The sequence below is a fragment of the Paenibacillus sp. FSL K6-2859 genome (genome assembly GCF_038008265.1).
Lineage (GTDB): Bacteria > Bacillota > Bacilli > Paenibacillales > Paenibacillaceae > Paenibacillus_AQ > Paenibacillus_AQ nitricinens.
Genome location: NZ_JBBOYU010000001.1, coordinates 3,349,832 through 3,368,525 on the forward strand (window position 1 = coordinate 3,349,832; position 18,694 = coordinate 3,368,525).

Consider the following 18,694-nt stretch of genomic DNA (forward strand, 5'->3'; position numbering starts at 1 on the left):
TGATAATTAAAAAGGCGTCCTGAGCTGTTGTTTAACGACAGTCTGGGACGCTTTTTGCTTTCTGCCATTCTACAATTAAATAAGAGGATAGAAATGGGATGGAAAGTTTAATAACGCCCCGTTTGGAAGTGTCGATGATTGCATTAAAATAGAAGCGACACATAAGGGGATGGTGAAATCATGGCAAAAATAACAGGAATAAAATGCATCCGCACCAGACACGATGGAAGCTGGACTATTGTGAAAGTAACGACGGATCAGGACGGTTTGTACGGAGTTGGATCCGCATCAGATTTGTACAATCCCGAGGCTGTAGTTCAAGTGGTTGAACAACTGCTTGCACCACTACTTGTGGGTCGTGACCCGGCAAATATTGAAGATCTTTGGCATCTCATGCATATGAGCGGCTATTGGAGAAATGGTGCGATTATGAACACGGCTATCGGTGGCATTGATATGGCCTTGTGGGATATCAAAGGCAAGGAAGCGAAGCTGCCAGTCTATCAGTTACTGGGCGGTGCCTGTCGTTCGGCGGTGCCTTGTTATGGCCATGCGGGTGGTGCCGATATCACAGAGCTTAAGGAAGAGGTTCATAAATTTATAGAAGAAGGATACACCGTGATCCGCGTCCAGATGGGAGGATACGGAGGCGGTGGTTTTGTTAGCGGAAAGGAAGCGAACCTCCCAGTCTATCCTTGGAGCAGTGGTCCTGTATTTGACGAGCATGCTTATCTGACTACCATTCCTGACATGTTCGAGAAGCTCCGTGTGGAATTTGGTTCAGGGGTTCAGTTTACGCATGATGTTCATGAGCATCTTTCACCTATCCATGCGATCCAACTTTCAAAACGTTTAGAGCCATATAGTCTTTTCTATTTAGAGGATGCACTTGCACCCGAGCAGATGGGCTGGTACCGTCAGCTTCGACAACAGAGCGCCACACCGCAGGCGGTAGGGGAGTTGTTCGTGAATCCGCAGGAATGGACAGGACTTATGCAAGAGAAGCTGATTGATTTTATTCGGGTACGAGTCTCCAAGGCAGGTGGCATCAGCGCATGTCGTAAAATAGCTGCACTGGGTGAAATCTACGGCGTCCGTACAGCCTGGCAAGAAGGTGGCGAGAATGATCCGGTGAACCAGGCCGCTGCAGTGCATCTGGATATGGCAGTCTGGAATTTCGGCATTCAGGAAATCAATCATTTCAAGGAGAAGGAGTTAGAGGCTTTTCCAGGTCATATCATCAGACATCGTGGGTATCTGTACCCCTCTGACAAACCGGGACTCGGTATTGATATCGATGAAGTGATGGCTAAATCTCTTCTCAGAGAACAATGGAATTCTAGTTCATATCATCGGCCTTATCCTCTGGACCGCAAAGCGGACGGAACGTTGGTTCGCCCTTAGATTCAGAGAAAAAAAGCTGATAAAGGAGGTATATTGAAATGAACACTATTGCAGTTACGGGTGGAGGGGGCAAACTCGGCTCTCAAGTGATCGGGATGCTCCAAGAGCAGCATTATAATGTCGTGTCATTAGATAATCATCTGTCAGATCGAATCCGTTGTAAGCAGGTTAAAGTCGATCTAAATGATTTCGGGCAAGTGGTGGGATCGCTAGAAGGCGTCGACGCTATCGTTCATTTGGCAGCTATACCTGCTCCGATTCATTATCCACACGCTTATATTTATGCGAATAATACGGTGGCTGGATATCATGTGCTGGAAGCGGCTTCACTCTTGGGTATTCGAAAAGTAGTTATGGGCTCTAGTGAGTCCTCTTACGGGTTTGCCTGGGCTCCACAACCATTCTCTCCGCACTATTTTCCGGTAGATGAAGATCATCCCCAGCTCCCGCAGGAATGTTATGGTCTCTCCAAGGTTGTCAACGAACTGACCTCCGAAATGTTTCACCGGAGAAATGGTATGCAGGTGACCTCACTCCGATTCTCAATGATCACTGGCCCAGGAGATTATCGACATTTAGCGATAGCCAAACCGGAGACATTTAAACATATTTTATGGAGTTATATTGATATTCGCGATGCAGTTAGCGCTTGTATGGCCGCTTTAGATGCGAAGCTTAATGGAGCCATTCATCTGAATATCACTGGAGATGATACATTAAGTGACCGGACAACGGAAGAGCTGCTGAAGAGCTTCTACCCTGAAGTCGTAGATTTGCGTAAGCCATTCCTAGATAGAGAGGCTATCGTTAGTAATGCTTTAGCTAAACAGCTCCTGTCTTGGCAACCAAAATACTCATGGTCTAATACAGAGTTAGAGTAACATCCAATCAAAAAACAAATTTCAGGAGGTATTTGGCGTGACTTACAACAAGCAAGAACTATATGTCGAAACGAATCAGAAAACATCCTTGAACCCTGTAATTACGTCTATCTATACAGCAGATCCATCAGCCCATGTCTGGAAGGATGGCAAGATTTATATTTACGCATCTCATGATATGGACCCGGCCAGAGGTTGTGATCTTATGGACAGATATCATGTTTTCTCCTCTCAGGACATGGTTAATTGGTTGGATGAAGGCGAAATTCTTAGTTCGGATGATGTCTCTTGGGGCAGACCTGAAGGCGGTTTCATGTGGGCTCCAGACTGTGCGTACAAGAACGGAACCTACTATTTCTATTATCCTCATCCAAGTGGTTCAAATTGGAATGATTCGTGGAAAATTGGGGTAGCGACCAGCAAGAAGCCAGCCAGTGATTTTAAGGATCAGGGATATATTCCGGGGCTTGGCGGGTTCGCCTTGATTGATCCATGTGTATTAGTGGACGAAGAGGATAGCGCCTATATGTATTACGGCGGGGGCAGTGTATGTCTAGGTGGGGAATTGAGTGAGGATATGTTGTCTCTGAAGAATGGAATGACCGAAATGGAAGGACTAGAAGATTTTCATGAAGCAGCCTGGGTATTTAAAAGAAAGAATCTGTACTACCTCACCTATGCCGATAACTTAGAAGACAATAATCGAATGAGATACGCAACCAGTGAGAATCCGTTAGGTCCGTGGACGTACAGAGGAATCTTTCTGGAGCCGACCGGTTGTTCAACAACGCATGGATCTGTGGTGGAGTTCAAGGGGCAATGGTATTTGTTCTATCATAATCAAGCCATTTCTGGAGAAGGCAATCTGCGCAGTGTGTGTATCGATTACCTAGAATTTAACGAAGACGGTACGATCAAGACGGTTATCCAGACCAAAGAGGGCGTCTCTTCGCTTGGAGCTGCACCGGAAGCGAATCCTTATCTTAAGACGTATCCTGCAGCCGAGGGAATCGTTTTTGGAGGAGCAGAAATACAGACACTGGCATCGGGTCAGCAGGTGGTGAGCCACTTACAAACAGAAGGTTCTTACGTTCTCATCAATAATGTAGATGGAGGTGAAGGGGGAAGAGCGTCTATAGAACTTCAATATGCTACGCGTGAACGCCTGGCAAAAGTGAGATTATACGTCAATGATAAGGATTATTCCCTCCTGAATGCCCTATCCACAGGTGGTTCTCAGGAATTTAGTAGAAATACGAATATTACAGTGAATTTATTGCCGGGTGCTATCAATACGCTCAAAATTAGTGGTGGCCATGGCGAAATTAGTCTTAATCAAATTACAGTTAGCCCACTCTTAGGATAAAACGAATGCTATTCTAAAAACAGGACCGCTAAATAACAAAGGATAATCTCATAGCGTGCTTGAGATCACCCTTTGTTATTATTTTAAAGTTCGGGATGACAGAACGACCGGAATCAGGAATAAAGCAAGGAGGCCACCACCAGTCATTGTCATAATTGCGATCATAATAATTTGTGTTAAGACCATTACAGTGGCTCTAATAATAACGCTCTTTTTATTGATAGAAGCTGTATGAATTCGTTCTAATCTTGGACCTTTGTTCCAAGCGAAAAGCATTAACCCCCTTTTGTTGTTAATAATTCGATTGCCTCCACGGATATTAAACAGTAAGGTCCTCTACAATAAGCGACTGCATCACAATTTGAAGGTAAGGATACAAGCTTCTCTTTTAATTCTTCAATAGGAATAGATATAGCCCCTGGAATATGTTCCTCATCATATTCTTCCTTCGGTCTTACATCCAGCAGCAAAACTTCACCATTATCCATACGGTTTTTCAATTCGATCAAAAACAATCCATCCATCTGAAAATGCTTGTTTTGAAATTCTTTTGAATTAGTTGTACTTGAACTAATTGTTTCTCAGATAAACTATGCAACGTGCGTATGAAATCAATTATCGAAGAGTCAGCTAATTCATAAAAAACAAAATTTCCTTGCTTCTTGAAACTTACTAGCTTTGCGTTGTGTAGTGTAGTGTCTGTAAATGCTGCGAAACATTAGCAACCGTCATTTGCGTATTTTTAGCTAAACCTTTTACGGATTTTGGACTTTGAGATATATAGTCAACTAATTTTTGCTTTGTGAATTACTCGTTATTAAATTAGTGAATGGTCTAAACTAAAATTATTATATTAATAAAGTTAATTATTATATATATTCCAGTTTTCCAATGTACTATAATGATATAGATGCATTGTTAGCATGTTATTAAAGGAATGAAGATTTCAAGAAACAACCTATAGAATTGAACAACAGGAGGAAATAAGTTGAGCACACAGAATGTGGGAATTCCATTAGAAGGTTTTGCAGAATTTAGCCGGACAGTAGCCTCAGAAGGTGCAGTGCTGCTGAAGAATGACAATCAGGTTTTACCGCTTGGCGCAGGCGATAATGTTGCGATTTTTGGCAGATCCCAAGTGAATTATTATCGAAGTGGTACAGGTTCCGGCGGTAGTGTCCATGTTACTTATACGACCAATTTATTGGATGGTCTTCGCACTAAGAAGAACTTTACAGTTAACGAAGAACTGGCAGCGGTTTATGAAAAGTGGATTGAGCAGAATCCATTTGACAACGGTGGAGGCGCATGGGCTGCAGAACCTTGGCATCAGAAGGAAATGTCTTTGAACGATGTATTGGTATCCGAGGCTAGAAACAAATCCAACAAGGCTGTCATTGTAATCGGACGTACAGCAGGAGAAGATCAGGATAATGCCGACGCTCCGGGTAGTTATCAACTAACGAATGATGAAAAGGCAATGCTGAAGCAAGTAACTACATATTTTGAGCAAACGATCGTTGTTCTGAATGTTTCCAACATTATTGATATGAACTGGATGAACGATGAAAGCTATAAATATCCGATTTCAACTGTGATTTATTCATGGCAGGGTGGTATGGAAGGCGGAAATGCGATTGCAGATGTGCTGTCTGGAGAGGTAACTCCTAGTGGTAAACTGACGGATACAATCGCATATTCCATCAATGATTACCCTTCAACACAGAATTACGGAAACGAATTTATGAACTTGTATCAGGAAGATATCTATGTAGGATATCGTTACTTCGAGACATTTTGCCCAGATAAGGTTCAATTTGAATTTGGTTATGGTTTATCTTATACAACTTTTAGTATCGAGCCAGAAGAAGCTAAATTGATGACCAAAGAAGGCGAGTCTTACATTGAAATCGGCGTAACCGTTACCAATACAGGAACTACCTTTGCTGGTAAAGAGGTTGTTCAGGTCTATTATGAAGCTCCGCAAGGTAAGCTCGGTAAACCAGTTAAAGCTCTGGTGTCATTCGGTAAGACAAAAGTCCTTGAACCAGGTGAAGCTCAGCGCCTTACCGTGAGTTTCTCAGCTCAGTCGATGGCATCTTATGATGACGCAGGCGTGACAGGGCATGCTTCTGCCTATGTTCTCGAAGAAGGTACATACCGCTTGTATGTGGGAACTAGTGTTAAACAAGTGGTAGCAGTCGGAGTTGAGGGTAAAGATGGCTACGTTGTAGAAACTCTTCAAGTTGTGGAGCAACTGCAAGAAGCTCTTGCGCCTACAGAAAGCTTCACGAGAATGATGCCAGGCACTCAGAAGTCGGACGGTTCGTACGAGATTGTTTATGTTGAAGTTCCTAAACGTAAGATTTCGTTAGCTGAGCGAATTGAAACTAATCTTCCAGAGACGATCTCACAAACAGGTAATAAAGGATATAAATTAAGAGACGTATATGAACAGAAGGTTAGTATGGAAGCCTTTATTGCCCAGCTCAGCGATGAGGATTTGGCTGCAATTGTACGGGGCGAAGGCATGAGCAGTCCTTTAGTTACACCGGGAACGGCCTCTGCATTTGGAGGCGTAAGTGACAGTTTATTTAATCTCGGAATTCCGGTTGCAGCTACAGCTGATGGTCCTTCAGGGATTCGTATGGATAGCGGTGCTAAGGCGACTCAAGTTGCCATCGGAACACTTCTTGCAGCTACATGGAATGCGGATTTGGTCGAAGAACTTTATGTTCTGGAAGGACAAGAATTGTTAAGAAATAACGTTGATTCCTTGCTTGGACCTGGCCTTAATATCCGACGCAGTCCGCTTAATGGGCGTAACTTTGAGTATTTTTCAGAAGATCCGTTGATCTCTGGAGTGTTTGCTGCTGCATGTACTCGCGGTATTCTGAAAGGCGGCTCTACCGCTACGATGAAGCATTTCGCTTGTAATAATCAGGAGAAGCACCGCAGTAAGGTAAACGCCGTAGTGTCTGAACGTGCGCTTCGTGAGATTTATTTAAAAGGTTTTGAAATCGCGGTGAAGCAGGGCGGTTCGAATTCTATCATGACTTCCTATAATCCAGTTAACGGACATTGGGCGGCTTCTAATTATGATTTGAACACCACAATCCTTCGCGGGGAGTGGGGCTTTAAAGGGATTGTAATGACAGACTGGTGGGCGATCATGAATGATGTCGTTAATGGCGGACCAGCAGATCGTAAATTTACAAACTGGATGATTCGTGCACAAAACGACCTCTATATGGTTGTACCTAACTATGGTGCGGAAATTAACGGATGGAATGATAACACCATTGAGTCCTTGGAAAATGGTACGTTAACCCGTGGAGAGCTGCAACGTTCTGCTAAAAACATTTGTGAGTTTATCATGAATGCACCTGTATTCTCGAGAAAACAGGAAATCGTAGAAACAGTGGAGTCCTTCAAAGCTAATCCTTCACTTTCTGAACAACAAGCTCAATCGTTATCTCAAAATCCACAGGTTAAACCTGTCGTAGAAGGATCGACTAGCTTTAAAGTAGAACAGGCTGGTCAATACCGTATCCTGGTGCATATCATGTCAACCGAACCTGAACTGGCTCAAAGTGCATGCAATGTGTCTGTGAATGATCAATTGATGACAACCATTCAAACGAATGGTACTGAAGGTCAATGGATTAGACAAAAGCTTGTGAAAGTTGAGCTTGAAGCAGGTCTTTATGATATGACATTAGAGTTCATCAAACCAGGTTTGCAGATCGATTGGATTGAATTCAATAAAGTCGACTAGGTATCACGTGTTTTATTATTAGATAGATCGTTAATACCGTTTATTTCTAAAAACCGCGATATTTTTCGCGGTTTTTTTGTTGTACCTATTGTTGCATGGAACCGCTAGTAACCACTTCTGATGGGAGTAGGTCACGTCATTAATGCTGTGAATGATTTCCGTAAAGACCTTTGTATTCTGTTGGCGTGCATTTTTTGTAATTTTTGAACACGCGGTTAAAGGTGGGAAGACTCTCAAATCCGGAATTCATGGCAATTTCCATAATAGATAAATTCGGATCGATAAGCAGCTTCTCTGCATGCATGATGCGATGCTGGTTGATATAGCTGTAATAGGACATTCCCATGAATTGTTTGAATAAACGCATAAAGTGATATTTGCTAAACCCAGCAATCTCTGCGAGTTCTTCCACCTGAATGTTCTCCGTACAGTGCTCATTAATAAAATTGCAGACTTGTAGAAGCCTATCAATGTATTTATGCTGATTTTGCTGTTTTACATGATAAAAGTGACGCTCCTTACCCATGAAATTTCGTCCTAAAACGACAAAAAAATGAACCAGTATGGAATATGCCGCAGCTTCCTTAAGCAGATATTGGCTAAAATACTCATTCATCAGATTCAACAGCAGGGGTTTGAGTGAACCATGTAGCTCCTTATTCTGTTCCGCTGTAATAACTAAGCATGGGCGAAGCAAATGAAAAGTAGAGTCTAAGCCATTTAGGTTGAAAAGTATGGAGCAATCAAACTGCATGATGAGCCGTTTACCGGACTCAGGTGCATAGAGCTGATGTAGCTGCCCCGAGGGAATGATGAGAATATCACCCGAATTAAGCTTATACTCGGTGCTGTCGATGACGGCGGTATAAGTATTTTCGAGGGGCATGATGACCTCAGCCGCGGTATGCCAATGGATGGGGTAATTCTCAGCTTCTTGATTTAAATAAATACGAATTCCGAAATGCTCGTTATAGGAGACTGTTTCCATCGCTCCATGCAGCGTTTCGATCATCAGTATCCCGTCCTTTCGTTGTTCAAATCATTTGATAGATTCTAATCAAATCAAAGATTTCGTAAAAGACATTCATAACGGATTGTGTATTTTAGCAATATTTGATCAGTCAAAAGCAAAATTCACGAAGAACAGTAAAAATAAAGCCGATATAATAAAGCCATTGAAACCGCATTCAAAATAATAACACGTTATTGGTAAATTATCTATTTATTTCATAATATTTCTTTAATGAGGAGGATGAGATTTATACAACAACAGAACTAATGATGACCGACCTTATTGATTTTGAAGGATTGGCATCCTGTTATGTAGCTGAGAATCGGCTAACTGAACACTCAGTTCAGCTAACAACGAATATACATTATAAAAAGGAAAGTGGCGATGTCATGGCAGTCGGAAACAAGGCAGTGCACACAAGCTCACTTTGGATGCACGTCAGAAAGGAATGGAAGCTGTATTCGTTTCTGGTTATACCCGTACTCTATTTTCTCATCTTCAAATATGCGCCGATGCTGGGGAATGTAATTGCCTTTCGAAAATACAGAGGGGGACCCAATTTATTTGGCTCGGAATGGGTAGGGTTATCCTATTTCCGCAAATTCATGAATGATCCTACCTTTTGGAGAGCATTTAAGAATGACTTGGTATTGAGTGTCACTTATTTATCTTTCAGATTTCCGTTAACTCTCATCTTCGCTCTGCTTCTAAATGAGCTGGTGCGCATGCGGGTGAAGAAACTCGTGCAGACCATATCCTATCTACCGCATTTTATTTCGATGGTTATTGTGGCAGGCATGATCAAGGAAATGGTGTCTTTAAATGGACCAATCAACGCGCTGCTGGCTAATCTGGGCTTTAGTAAAATAGCCTTTATCTCGTTGCCGCAATGGTTTCCGACGATCTACGTCACATCAGGGATTTGGCAGGGGTTAGGGTGGGGGACGATTCTTTATTTAGCAGCTATGACCAGCATTAATACCGAACTGTACGAAGCGGCTAAAATCGATGGAGCAAGCCGTTTTCGGCTGGCGCTTCATGTAACGATTCCCGGTATTCTACCAACCATTATGACGCTACTTATTCTGGATATTGGCGGGATCTTAGGTTCCAATTTCGAGAAAATCTTGCTATTGTACAATCCGCTGACCTATGAAACAGCAGATGTTATTTCTACTTATGTATATCGAATGGGGATTACCGGTGGTAATTTCAGTTTTGCTACAGCCGTCGGGTTATTTGAAGGCGTTATCGGCTTGATCCTGGTTACAATCGCAAACCAAATTTCGAAAAAAACTACAAACTCGAGTTTGTGGTAGAAAGGAGAGCTTGGCGTGAAGATGTCCATATCCTCTCGTACATTTACTATTGTAAACGGATTCATAATGGCGATTGTTGTATTTTTCACCCTATATCCATTTGTCTATTTGATAGCTCAGTCGTTTAGCTCGGAAGCCGCCGTATATGCGGGTAAGGTTAGCTTCTATCCGATAGGCTTCACAACCAAAACGTATGAGATCATTTTGAGTAAGCCTGACTTTTTTAAGTATTACGGCAATACCATTCTGTATTCGGTTGTTGGGACATTGATTTCAGTGACGGCTACCGCTATTTTAGCCTATCCACTCTCCAAGGATAAATTGCGCATGAATAAGTTCTTCATTCCCTTTGTGCTCTTTACGATGTATTTCGGAGGGGGTCTGATCCCTAACTACATTTTGATTGCCAAAACCTTAGGCATGAGGGATTCCATCTGGGCAATTGTAATTCCTGGAGCGATCAGCGCTTTTAATGTCATTTTGATGAAGACCTTTTTCGCAAGTTTGCCTAATGAGCTGGAAGAAGCGGCTAAAGTGGATGGTCTGGATATTTACGGAATTTTTATGAAAATAACATTGCCTTTGTCCAAGCCGATTATAGCAACGATGGTGCTGTTTGTGATGGTAGGCATTTGGAATAACTGGTTCGGTCCTTCACTGTACCTGCAATCAAAGGATAAATGGCCAGTGGCATTATATTTACGGCAAATTATTGAGAACGCCATCAGTCCAACCGAGGTCGGAGCAACCTCCGAAACCGCCAATCAGATTGCAGCAACTGTGAAGTCAGCAGCTATGGTTCTCACCTCATTGCCGATCCTTTGTATCTATCCGTTTGTGCAAAAGTACTTCGTACAAGGGATGATGATCGGTTCTGTAAAAGGGTAACGGGGATTTACTTCCTGGATATAGATCAAAGATAGAGTCCAAGTTTACCAAGTAAGCTCTCGTTCACAAATTTTTTAGGAGGTTAGGGATGAATAAAACAAGAAGCAGTAAATTTTTAGGGGTCACTATGGCGCTAGTGTTAGCATTTGGTATGACGGGGTGCTCAAGTAATGAGAAAAACAATGCATCTCCACCTCCTTCAGCATCGGCAAATAATACAGCAGAGAATACTCCTGATAAAGAAGCGACACTGGATTACAAATTTGGAGAGGATCAAACATTTAATTCTAATGAACCTGTGACCTACTCAATGATGTTTAGTGACAATGAAGGTTATCCGTATAAAGAAGATTGGAGGCTATGGAGTGCGATCAAGGAAAAAACAAACGTAAGCTTCGACTTATCTATAACCGCCCGTTCTGAATATGAAAATCAAAAGTCACTGTTAGTCAATAGTGGAGACGCCCCTTATATTATCCCGAAAACTTATGAGGAAGCTGCCTTTATTCCTAGTGGGCAAATTGTAGCCATAAGTGATTGGGTACAGTATATGCCTAATTACATGAAGGCTGTTAAGCAGTGGAATCTCGAAGAAGATCTGAAAGTCAAATTGCAAGCGGACGGAAAATATTATGTATTGCCTGGTCTTTGGGAAGTAGCTGGTGGTGGTTATTCCTACATCATTCGTAAAGATATTTTTAAAGCAGCAGGGGTAGATGTAGAAGCAGAAGAAGGCAAATGGACATATGAAGATTTCTATGAAGCACTGAAGAAAGTGAAAGCGTATACAGGTAAGGACTATGTATTCTCTGATCAATTCCAAGGGAAATCTACGCTGAATATTGCTGCTGTTCCATATGGTGTAACTGGCGGCTGGGGACTTGCGAACGGAATGAAGTTTGATGAGGCTAAAAAGGAATTTTATTTTGCCAACTCCACGAATGAGTTTAAAGATTATTTGACCTATTTTAATAAACTGATTAATGAGGGGCTTATGGATCCAGAGTCCTTTACACAAGAAGATGATACTGCCCGCTCTAAGTTTTTTAAAGGCGACAGCTTTGTGATTAACGGCAATTACCAGCTGCTGGCTGATTTTAAAACCAAAATGCAGGACCCGAACAGTGATCTGTATATGATTGTTCAACCAGGTGGACCAAAAGGGCAGCTGCAAATCGAAACCTCCCGACTAGAAAACGGCGTTATGATCAGTCAGAACGCTTTAAAGGATCTTGGCGAAGAGAATTTTATTAAAATGCTTCGTTTTGTAGATTGGTTATGGTACTCCGATGAAGGGCAGACGCTCAGCTTATGGGGGGTTGAAGGAGAGACTTATACCAAAAATGCTGATGGCACCATCAAGCTGAATCCGGATGTTTCGTATAATGGATTAAATGACGATACCGCAACGAAGAAACTGAATGTTGATTTCGGATTTGGCGGCGGGGTATTCGCTTATGGAGGTTCCTCCAAATTGAAGTTATCCAAAATGACACCAGGAGAAAAAGACTATAATGACCGGATTTTTGCCACTCGTGAGCCACGTGCTATCGCACCACCTATCATGGGTACGTCTGACGAGAGTGAGGAAATGAACCTGATTTCAACCCCTTTAATGGACTATGTTAGTACGATGACCTTGAAATTCATAACAGGTCAGGAGAGCCTATCGAAATGGGATGCCTATGTTTCAGCTACAGAAGCTAATGGAAGTTCACGTTACGCAGAAATGGCTAATGAAATTTTCAACAAAACAAAGAGTCTGCTCGGATACTAAAATATGAGGAAAAGCCCGATACACCAACTATGGTGTGTCGGGCTTTTTGCAGATTATATACTTTACAAATACTTGTCTGCATGTCCTAGCGTTTATTCGAATAAGTTAGAAAGTAGGACAGGACAAACCATAGGTGGAGATGCGTAGAAATGGCGATGCGTAAACAAAGCTTTATTCGTGGAACGTTCATTTTAACCGTGTCGGCATTTTTTACAAAAGGGCTCGGATTTTTGAATGGCGTCTTGCTGGCACGTTTCTTGGGAGCCGAGGGGGTAGGGCTGCTTATGATTGCTCATCCACTGCTTCCCTTGTTTATTACGCTGACAGAGCTGGGGCTACCTGTTGCGATTTCAAAGCTTGTCTCAGAAGCTGAGGTTAAGCAGGATGAAGCGCGAGTGAAGCGTATTCTCACAGTATCCTTAAGTATTACGGGTACGTTGAGCATTATACTAACTTTGGTGGCTCTATTTGGTTCCAAATGGATCGCGTCGGTTTTTCTAGCCGATCAGCGGGCGTATTATGCTATGGTCGCTATAACGCCGATCATTCCAATTATTGCGATGTCAGCTGTACTGAAAGGTTATTTTCGTGGGAAACAGAACATGAACCCGCTGGCCTTTTCGGATATTATTGAGAATTTGGCGCAAATCATTGTCATTATCGGTGTTGTCAACGTTTTGCTGCCTTATGGGATTGTCTATGCAGCTGCGGGCGCTATGGCGGCTTCCGTGATCGGCGAAGGTTTTGGTTTGCTCTATTTGTTTTCTGTCTTCAAATGGGCAAATCGAGGGAAGATCAAAACCTCCCCACCGCCTCCATCAAGTCTTTCACCCAAGGGAGACAGTACGTTGAGAGATCTGCTGCGCATCGGCTTACCGATGACAGGCAGCGGTTTTATTCATTCCATCTATCATGCGTTTCTCCCACTGCTGATTACGAAAAGTCTAGTCCTGTTTGGTGTAGGTGTTGAGATGGCGACCAAGCAATTCGGACTTCTGGCGGGATATGCTCTCCCGATGTTGTTTCTTCCCAGCTTCTTCACACAATCGTTGTCCACTGCATTAATACCGGCAATAAGCGAAGCGAGTGTGAGCAATAATAGTAAGCTTATGCATAGTCGGATGGATATGGCTATGCGATCGGCGCTTATTGTAGGTCTCCCATGTACAATCATCCTGTACTTATGGGCTGTACCATTAACTACTATGATCTATCATTCGCCAGAAGCGGGTGAGCTGCTAAGGCTGATTGCACCCTTGTTTTTACTTTATTATTTTGGAGCGCCATTGCAAGCGATTCTGCTTGGTTTGGGGAAAGCCTCAACCGTCATGTGGAACCATATTCTTACGAATGTTTTTGAAGTGATTACGATCTTTGTTCTCGGTTCTAATATTGGAATCCAAGGGGTTGCTATAGGGTTCGGACTGGGACTCATGCTGCTGACACTGTTGAATTTTTTGTCTGTGGCAGGAACGATCGGATTTTATTTTGATTTTCGCATTGTATTCAAGGTGGGTGCAGGAGGGATTGTCATGACGATCTGCGGGTTGACGGCTCACGGTATTCTGGAACGAATGGCTCTGGGGCAGTTCCTTGAACTATCCGGAGCGCTATTCGTTTCGTTGATCACCTACGCAGCAACATTGCAAGTCACCCATGCTTGGGAAAGAACAGCGAAGCCTCCAACGATTACTCCTGTTTCTTGAATGAGAGTAGTTTCGGGTTCGCGCGCCAATGTAAATCGAGTAATGCTGCTGATGAATGAATGAATATGCAGATGGCAAATTCGCTTCAGGCGATAAAAGAATGCATGTGACAGCACACCACTGGTTGATACCATCGTTCAGCCAAATGCCAGAAAAGTTCACTACCCAAGTAACCCTTCACAACCCATTAAATCTGACGACTTACACCAGTGCTTATAAAAGATGGGCTCGGGGTACCGCCGTGTCACTGTGTTTTATCACTGATCTACTTGGCTGGAATGCTGCTTTCCAAACAGCAGATGGGTCCATTAGCTGACTAAGGCGATGAAATAAGAGAAGCTCAACGTTTCTATGAAACGTTTTGGTGAGCTGACGGGAGCAGAGGGTGAAAGTGAGATGAGCGAGACGTTTAGCTGTATTTAGTACAACTATAATCCTTTAAATCGCTCAACGAATGGATATAAGTGTACTTCATACATCTATTCTCCTGATTTCCTGATTTACAGCCAAATAGGTGGATTCACTCGATTTTAGTTGTATAAAATACAGTTAAAGTCCGAAGTTGTCTACTTGCATACGGAATAGTTGTACAGAATACAGTTACTTGCCCGGGTTCATCAACTATTCAGAGCCTAGCTACAGTCAAATAGTACTTGCTGCATACACTCCAGAAAGCCGCCGCAAATCGAAACATCAGGCAGAGATTCTCTAGTACTGAAGAACGCAACCAGAACACTACCAGATTGTCTTTTTACTATCTAAAGTTAGATCTATTGACACCTCCATACATGGAATCTCTACTCTGAATGTAACGTAAACGTCATGTTTATAGAGGTGAATAATTTGAATACTCGTATGAGAATTGGAGAACTAACCAAACGAGCTGATTAACTTCACGAACGATTCGATATTATGAGAGCATAGGGCTCATGCCGCCTGGAGAACGTGAGGGTACGGGTCAACACTATCACTCAACTCATTCCGCTTTTGCGGCAACAGCCACATGTCATTCAGCAGCTGTATCAAGATCGCCTAGAGGAAGAGTTCGCTCCTACTGAAATGGGGATGCATACTATTGAACAGGTACTGATAAGAACGATTTTGCATGAAGGGCTGCACATGGGGGCGATTCAAGCTTTAATAAGACAGTTAAGAAGTGGAGCAGATCAACACTACTTATAGAACTCTGTGTTATTCTTGACCGTATTTCGTTCTGTAGTGACTCAGTGTGAGTAAAGGCCAGATATAACGGTAACTGTGATAATTGGAATAAAAATTACCGGGAAGACCGGCTCCTGTCGGATAAGAGCTTTTCCAATCGTCTTCGCGTATAGATGCGATAAGCTTTTTAATGCCTCGATTTACTGCAGGTGTTGGTTCTGGCTGAACAGCGATGAGTGCGTCAAGCGCCCAAGCCGTTTGAGAAGGGGTGCTTTCACCCAATGGTACATATCGCAATAACCGATCACTGTGACAAGATTCCCCCCAGCCCCCATCCGAGTTTTGGATGCTAAGGAGCCAATTCGCTCCTTTTTGCAATGTATCATGATCTGTTGGCATACCAACTGCTTGTAAACCTGTTACTGCAGCCCAAGTCCCATAGATATAACAAACGCCCCATCTTCCATACCATGAGCCATCCTTCTCCTGATGTTGGGTCAGCCATTTGGCACCTCGTTTAATGAATTTGTGTCGCATATCTAGTTCGGCGAAGTTTCCAAAATACTCCAAGGTACGCCCGGTAAGATCCGCTTCTGAGGGATCAATAGCAGCAGATTTAGCGCCATCGATTGCGAGCCAAGTAAGCATTTCTTTATTGGTGTTTTTTTCGAATGCTGGCCAGCCACCGTCATTATTCTGCATGGATAGGGCCCAATTCAGTCCGCGATTCCAAGATTCCTGATAAGTTGTTTGGGTAACTGCTAAGCTTCGGATGGCCCGCAACGCTGCAGTCGTGTCATCTACATCTGGATTGATCGTATTGGACTCGGAAAATCCCCATCCTCCAGGAATCGTATCCGGATTATGGATGCTCCAATCGGCAGTTTTATACTGCTGTCTGGACAGTAGATACGAAGCAGCCTGTCTAATAGCGACATGAATATCGGGTATTTCAGCCTCCTGTAAAACATAGGAAATTAGAGCCGTATCCCACACTGTGGACGGAGAGTTTTGTATCGTTGTTTTAGCGTCAGAACGGCACTGCATTGAGGTAAGTCCATGAATAGCATTCGTAATCAGAGGATGCTGCTGATCATAGTCCAGAGCCAGCAATGCAAACACCATAAGAATTGTACTGGTTGCATAACTATAAAAGGTTCCGTCAGATTCAATTCGCTGGAGCATGAACTGTTCTGCTTTGGCACGGGCGGCTTCGTGAATGTAACGGGGACTTCCAAGAAGTCGGCTTAGTCCAGATTGAATAACGTCATTCATTTCCTCATATCCCCGAGGAGCTGGTTCATCTTCTTCAATACGAGTGTCAATGAGATTAGACAGATCAGGAGCATTAGCAGTTGAGATCGAGAAACGCCGATCGGCCATAATCAGCATTGGCGTGAGATGTACTCTTGAATAGCCGGAGAACTCGAAATAGTTAATAGGAAAATAAGTTGGGAATAACAGTACCTCCAACGGTATCGAAGAGATTGATAAAGGCCATTTGCTCTGTCCTGTAGCTGCGAGAATGACTCTAGTTAGGATGCTAGTAACTTTTCCAATCCCACCTTTGGATTGAATATAATGCTTAGCACGCAATATCGGCGCATCTGTTACCTTGCTGTACCCAGAGTAGAGAAGGGCATAGTAGGCTTCAACCGAGGTGGATAAGTTTCCATCTTCTTCATCTCTATACAATTGCCAGAATCCAGCGGACTGTTGCTCCGCAAGAATACGATCATGTAGCTGTCGGATCAGATCTTCATTCTGCACATTCAATATCCGAAAGAGGATGATGATATACGCATCGATAACGATCCCATTCTCAAAACAAAAATGCCAAGATCCATCTTGCTGCTGTTGATCAATCAGGAATGCTGTTAAACGCTCGATCTCATTATCTACTGTGCTCAGCATAGGATTCATTCCTTAGGTACCTCCGCAGTCCTTCATTTTTAGTATTATATGATGGAAGAGAGAGTGAAATGAAAAAGGACTGTAAAGTTGCTTATGCAACCTCACAGTCCTATAAATTATGATAGCTTATCAATGGTTTGATTAATTTTCAATCACGATTCGATTCAGCTTGAGATTCACCGGAGCAGCAATGGTGTCACCTACAGGGCATTTGCTCTCTAGAAATTGTACAAATTGTTCGACCTTCTCGGCAGGGGATGGGGTCTTTATGTAGAATGTATAGCGAATATCGGAATAGCCAGGGCGAACATCAGAACGGTTGAAGAATCCATCGAGATCCAAATCACCTTCAACATCTACTCTGAAATCTTCAAGCTCTACCTCAAATTTAGAGGCATAAACTCGCGCCACAATGGATTGGCAGGCCCCTAAAGAAGCAAGCAAAGCTTCAACAGGATTCATGCCTGTATCGGTGCCCCCAAGATTTTGTGGTTCGTCGATGACAAGCTCGAATTGTCTTGCTTTAGTAATGACCCTAACCCCATCTTGTAAATGTGCAGTTGCTTTGAAAGTTTGAACATTTGGCATTTGTCTACACTCCTTCTTCTGGGAAACCAATTATGAGTAGATCCTTGGAATATTGTTTAATTCATAGTATTTTTCTAGGAATTGTTTAGATTATAGTTCTATTCTTTACACCCTGTCAATACTTTATTATTTTATTGGAGGTAGATAAAGTGTCGGCTGATATGAATAGTGACTTGGATTATCCCATGGCTAGAATTCCAGCAGGAGAAGTAGAACTAAGGGACGATCGAGTTAAAAGTAGCTGGAGAGCAGAGATAAAGCCGTTTCTTCTAGCGCCTTTTCCTGTAACTATGGATCTGTATAATGTTATAACTAACAACGCTGTAACCGGAGAGCTAAAGCCCATTGTCAATATTTCTTGGCATGATGCCATTTACTTTTGTAATCAATTCTCTCGCAGGGCTGGTTTGAAAGAAGCTTATGTTAGTAGCGATGATGGAGAACATATTATTTGGGATAAGGCATCTGATGGCTATCGACTTCCAACAGAAGCAGAGTGGCAATATGCATGTAAAGCAGGCACAACTAGTTATCAATACGGAGAGCTTGATAAGATTGCTTGGTATCAAGATAATTCAGAGGGCGAACGCCATACAGTAGGGACGAAAGAAGCGAATGCATGGGGACTTTACGATATGCTAGGGAATGTTTGGGAGTGGTGCTGGGATTTATATGATGAACAAGTGTATGGCTCCTATCGCATTTTTCGAGGAGGGAGCTGGGCTGAGGAAGCCAGGGGTTGTGGAGCTACATGTCGTCGTCGCAGCCATCCAACATTTAGCGTAGATGATCTTGGATTTCGTCTTGCACGATCTTATGAACTTTAAGGAAGATCCTTTATCTCAGCATTGAAGATAAGGGGTTTTTTTTGCATATATGAAAACAAGTCAATATCCGACA

At 42.8% G+C, this 18,694-nt stretch carries 15 protein-coding genes and 1 pseudogene; 10 read left to right on the forward strand and 6 right to left on the reverse strand.

What is annotated here, in order from left to right; all coding sequences use genetic code 11:
• The first annotated feature begins 180 nt into the window (after window positions 1-180).
• From MHB64_RS14940 to MHB64_RS14950, 3 genes are read left to right on the forward strand one after another with little or no spacing between them, the layout of a single operon-like run.
• The gene (locus MHB64_RS14940) at window positions 181-1,404 is read left to right on the forward strand and encodes an enolase C-terminal domain-like protein (protein WP_094868722.1); all 1,224 of its coding nucleotides are present in this window, start codon (window positions 181-183) and stop codon (window positions 1,402-1,404) included.
• A gap of 38 nt (window positions 1,405-1,442) precedes the next feature.
• The gene (locus tag MHB64_RS14945; protein WP_094868723.1) at window positions 1,443-2,285 is read left to right on the forward strand and encodes an NAD-dependent epimerase/dehydratase family protein; all 843 of its coding nucleotides are present in this window, start codon (window positions 1,443-1,445) and stop codon (window positions 2,283-2,285) included.
• A 37-nt stretch (window positions 2,286-2,322) separates the two neighbouring features.
• Complete coding sequence (locus tag MHB64_RS14950) at window positions 2,323-3,651, forward strand: family 43 glycosylhydrolase (protein WP_341134737.1); 1,329 nt, start codon at window positions 2,323-2,325, stop codon at window positions 3,649-3,651.
• A 141-nt stretch (window positions 3,652-3,792) separates the two neighbouring features.
• On the opposite strand, the pseudogene MHB64_RS14955 reads toward MHB64_RS14950, so the two are convergent.
• The 3 genes and pseudogenes from MHB64_RS14955 to MHB64_RS33905 all read right to left on the reverse strand — a co-directional run.
• A pseudogene (locus MHB64_RS14955) lies at window positions 3,793-3,885 on the reverse strand (hypothetical protein); the annotation flags it as partial.
• Window positions 3,886-3,926: 41 nt separating this feature from the next.
• Window positions 3,927-4,160: a rhodanese-like domain-containing protein gene (locus tag MHB64_RS14960; RefSeq protein WP_341134738.1), complete on the reverse strand. Its 234-nt coding sequence runs from the start codon at window positions 4,158-4,160 to the stop codon at window positions 3,927-3,929.
• Window positions 4,161-4,323: 163 nt separating this feature from the next.
• Window positions 4,324-4,431: an ArsR family transcriptional regulator gene (locus MHB64_RS33905; protein WP_445671639.1), complete on the reverse strand. Its 108-nt coding sequence runs from the start codon at window positions 4,429-4,431 to the stop codon at window positions 4,324-4,326.
• A gap of 208 nt (window positions 4,432-4,639) precedes the next feature.
• Here MHB64_RS33905 and MHB64_RS14965 point away from each other — a divergent pair, with 208 nt between their 5' ends.
• Window positions 4,640-7,429 (forward strand): glycoside hydrolase family 3 C-terminal domain-containing protein, encoded by a 2,790-nt coding sequence (locus MHB64_RS14965; RefSeq protein WP_341134739.1) that lies wholly within the window; start codon window positions 4,640-4,642, stop codon window positions 7,427-7,429.
• 139 nt (window positions 7,430-7,568) lie between these two features.
• On the opposite strand, the gene MHB64_RS14970 is transcribed toward MHB64_RS14965, so the two are convergent.
• Window positions 7,569-8,441: an AraC family transcriptional regulator gene (locus MHB64_RS14970; RefSeq protein ID WP_341134740.1), complete on the reverse strand. Its 873-nt coding sequence runs from the start codon at window positions 8,439-8,441 to the stop codon at window positions 7,569-7,571.
• 389 nt (window positions 8,442-8,830) lie between these two features.
• Here MHB64_RS14970 and MHB64_RS14975 point away from each other — a divergent pair, with 389 nt between their 5' ends.
• The 5 genes from MHB64_RS14975 to MHB64_RS14995 all read left to right on the forward strand — a co-directional run bounded on the left by MHB64_RS14975 (window position 8,831) and on the right by MHB64_RS14995 (window position 15,313).
• The gene (locus MHB64_RS14975) at window positions 8,831-9,760 is read left to right on the forward strand and encodes an ABC transporter permease (RefSeq protein ID WP_341136081.1); all 930 of its coding nucleotides are present in this window, start codon (window positions 8,831-8,833) and stop codon (window positions 9,758-9,760) included.
• Between the two features lie 21 nt (window positions 9,761-9,781).
• The gene (locus MHB64_RS14980; protein ID WP_341136082.1) at window positions 9,782-10,648 is read left to right on the forward strand and encodes a carbohydrate ABC transporter permease; all 867 of its coding nucleotides are present in this window, start codon (window positions 9,782-9,784) and stop codon (window positions 10,646-10,648) included.
• Between the two features lie 88 nt (window positions 10,649-10,736).
• Window positions 10,737-12,425: an ABC transporter substrate-binding protein gene (locus tag MHB64_RS14985; protein WP_341134741.1), complete on the forward strand. Its 1,689-nt coding sequence runs from the start codon at window positions 10,737-10,739 to the stop codon at window positions 12,423-12,425.
• A gap of 149 nt (window positions 12,426-12,574) precedes the next feature.
• Complete coding sequence (gene spoVB, locus MHB64_RS14990; protein WP_341134742.1) at window positions 12,575-14,131, forward strand: stage V sporulation protein B; 1,557 nt, start codon at window positions 12,575-12,577, stop codon at window positions 14,129-14,131.
• A 945-nt stretch (window positions 14,132-15,076) separates the two neighbouring features.
• Window positions 15,077-15,313: a hypothetical protein gene (locus MHB64_RS14995; protein WP_341134743.1), complete on the forward strand. Its 237-nt coding sequence runs from the start codon at window positions 15,077-15,079 to the stop codon at window positions 15,311-15,313.
• Window positions 15,314-15,322: 9 nt separating this feature from the next.
• Here the strand turns inward: MHB64_RS14995 and shc are convergent, their stop codons facing one another.
• Both shc and MHB64_RS15005 read right to left on the reverse strand, forming a co-directional pair.
• Window positions 15,323-17,215, reverse strand: a complete 1,893-nt coding sequence (shc, locus tag MHB64_RS15000) for a squalene--hopene cyclase (protein ID WP_341134744.1) — start codon at window positions 17,213-17,215, stop codon at window positions 15,323-15,325.
• A gap of 132 nt (window positions 17,216-17,347) precedes the next feature.
• Window positions 17,348-17,794 carry an OsmC family protein gene (locus MHB64_RS15005; RefSeq protein ID WP_094868732.1) on the reverse strand — a complete coding sequence of 149 codons (447 nt, stop codon included), beginning with the start codon at window positions 17,792-17,794 and terminating at the stop codon, window positions 17,348-17,350.
• 185 nt (window positions 17,795-17,979) lie between these two features.
• On the opposite strand from MHB64_RS15005, the gene MHB64_RS15010 reads away from it, so the two are divergent.
• Entirely contained in the window at window positions 17,980-18,621 is a 642-nt protein-coding gene (locus MHB64_RS15010; RefSeq protein ID WP_341136083.1) for a formylglycine-generating enzyme family protein, read from the forward strand.
• Window positions 18,622-18,694 lie beyond the last annotated feature (73 nt).

What these genes read in the sequence shown, in the direction of transcription:
- MHB64_RS14970 (WP_341134740.1), bottom strand. Translation starts at nt 8,441, where the DNA reads ATGATCGAAACGCTGCATGGAGCGATGGAAACAGTCTCCTATAACGAG.
- MHB64_RS14940 (WP_094868722.1), top strand. Translation starts at nt 181, where the DNA reads ATGGCAAAAATAACAGGAATAAAATGCATCCGCACCAGACACGATGGA.
- spoVB (WP_341134742.1), top strand. Translation starts at nt 12,575, where the DNA reads ATGGCGATGCGTAAACAAAGCTTTATTCGTGGAACGTTCATTTTAACC.
- MHB64_RS14980 (WP_341136082.1), top strand. Translation starts at nt 9,782, where the DNA reads ATGTCCATATCCTCTCGTACATTTACTATTGTAAACGGATTCATAATG.
- MHB64_RS14985 (WP_341134741.1), top strand. Translation starts at nt 10,737, where the DNA reads ATGAATAAAACAAGAAGCAGTAAATTTTTAGGGGTCACTATGGCGCTA.
- MHB64_RS15005 (WP_094868732.1), bottom strand. Translation starts at nt 17,794, where the DNA reads ATGCCAAATGTTCAAACTTTCAAAGCAACTGCACATTTACAAGATGGG.
- MHB64_RS14975 (WP_341136081.1), top strand. Translation starts at nt 8,831, where the DNA reads ATGGCAGTCGGAAACAAGGCAGTGCACACAAGCTCACTTTGGATGCAC.
- MHB64_RS15010 (WP_341136083.1), top strand. Translation starts at nt 17,980, where the DNA reads ATGGCTAGAATTCCAGCAGGAGAAGTAGAACTAAGGGACGATCGAGTT.
- MHB64_RS14945 (WP_094868723.1), top strand. Translation starts at nt 1,443, where the DNA reads ATGAACACTATTGCAGTTACGGGTGGAGGGGGCAAACTCGGCTCTCAA.
- shc (WP_341134744.1), bottom strand. Translation starts at nt 17,215, where the DNA reads ATGAATCCTATGCTGAGCACAGTAGATAATGAGATCGAGCGTTTAACA.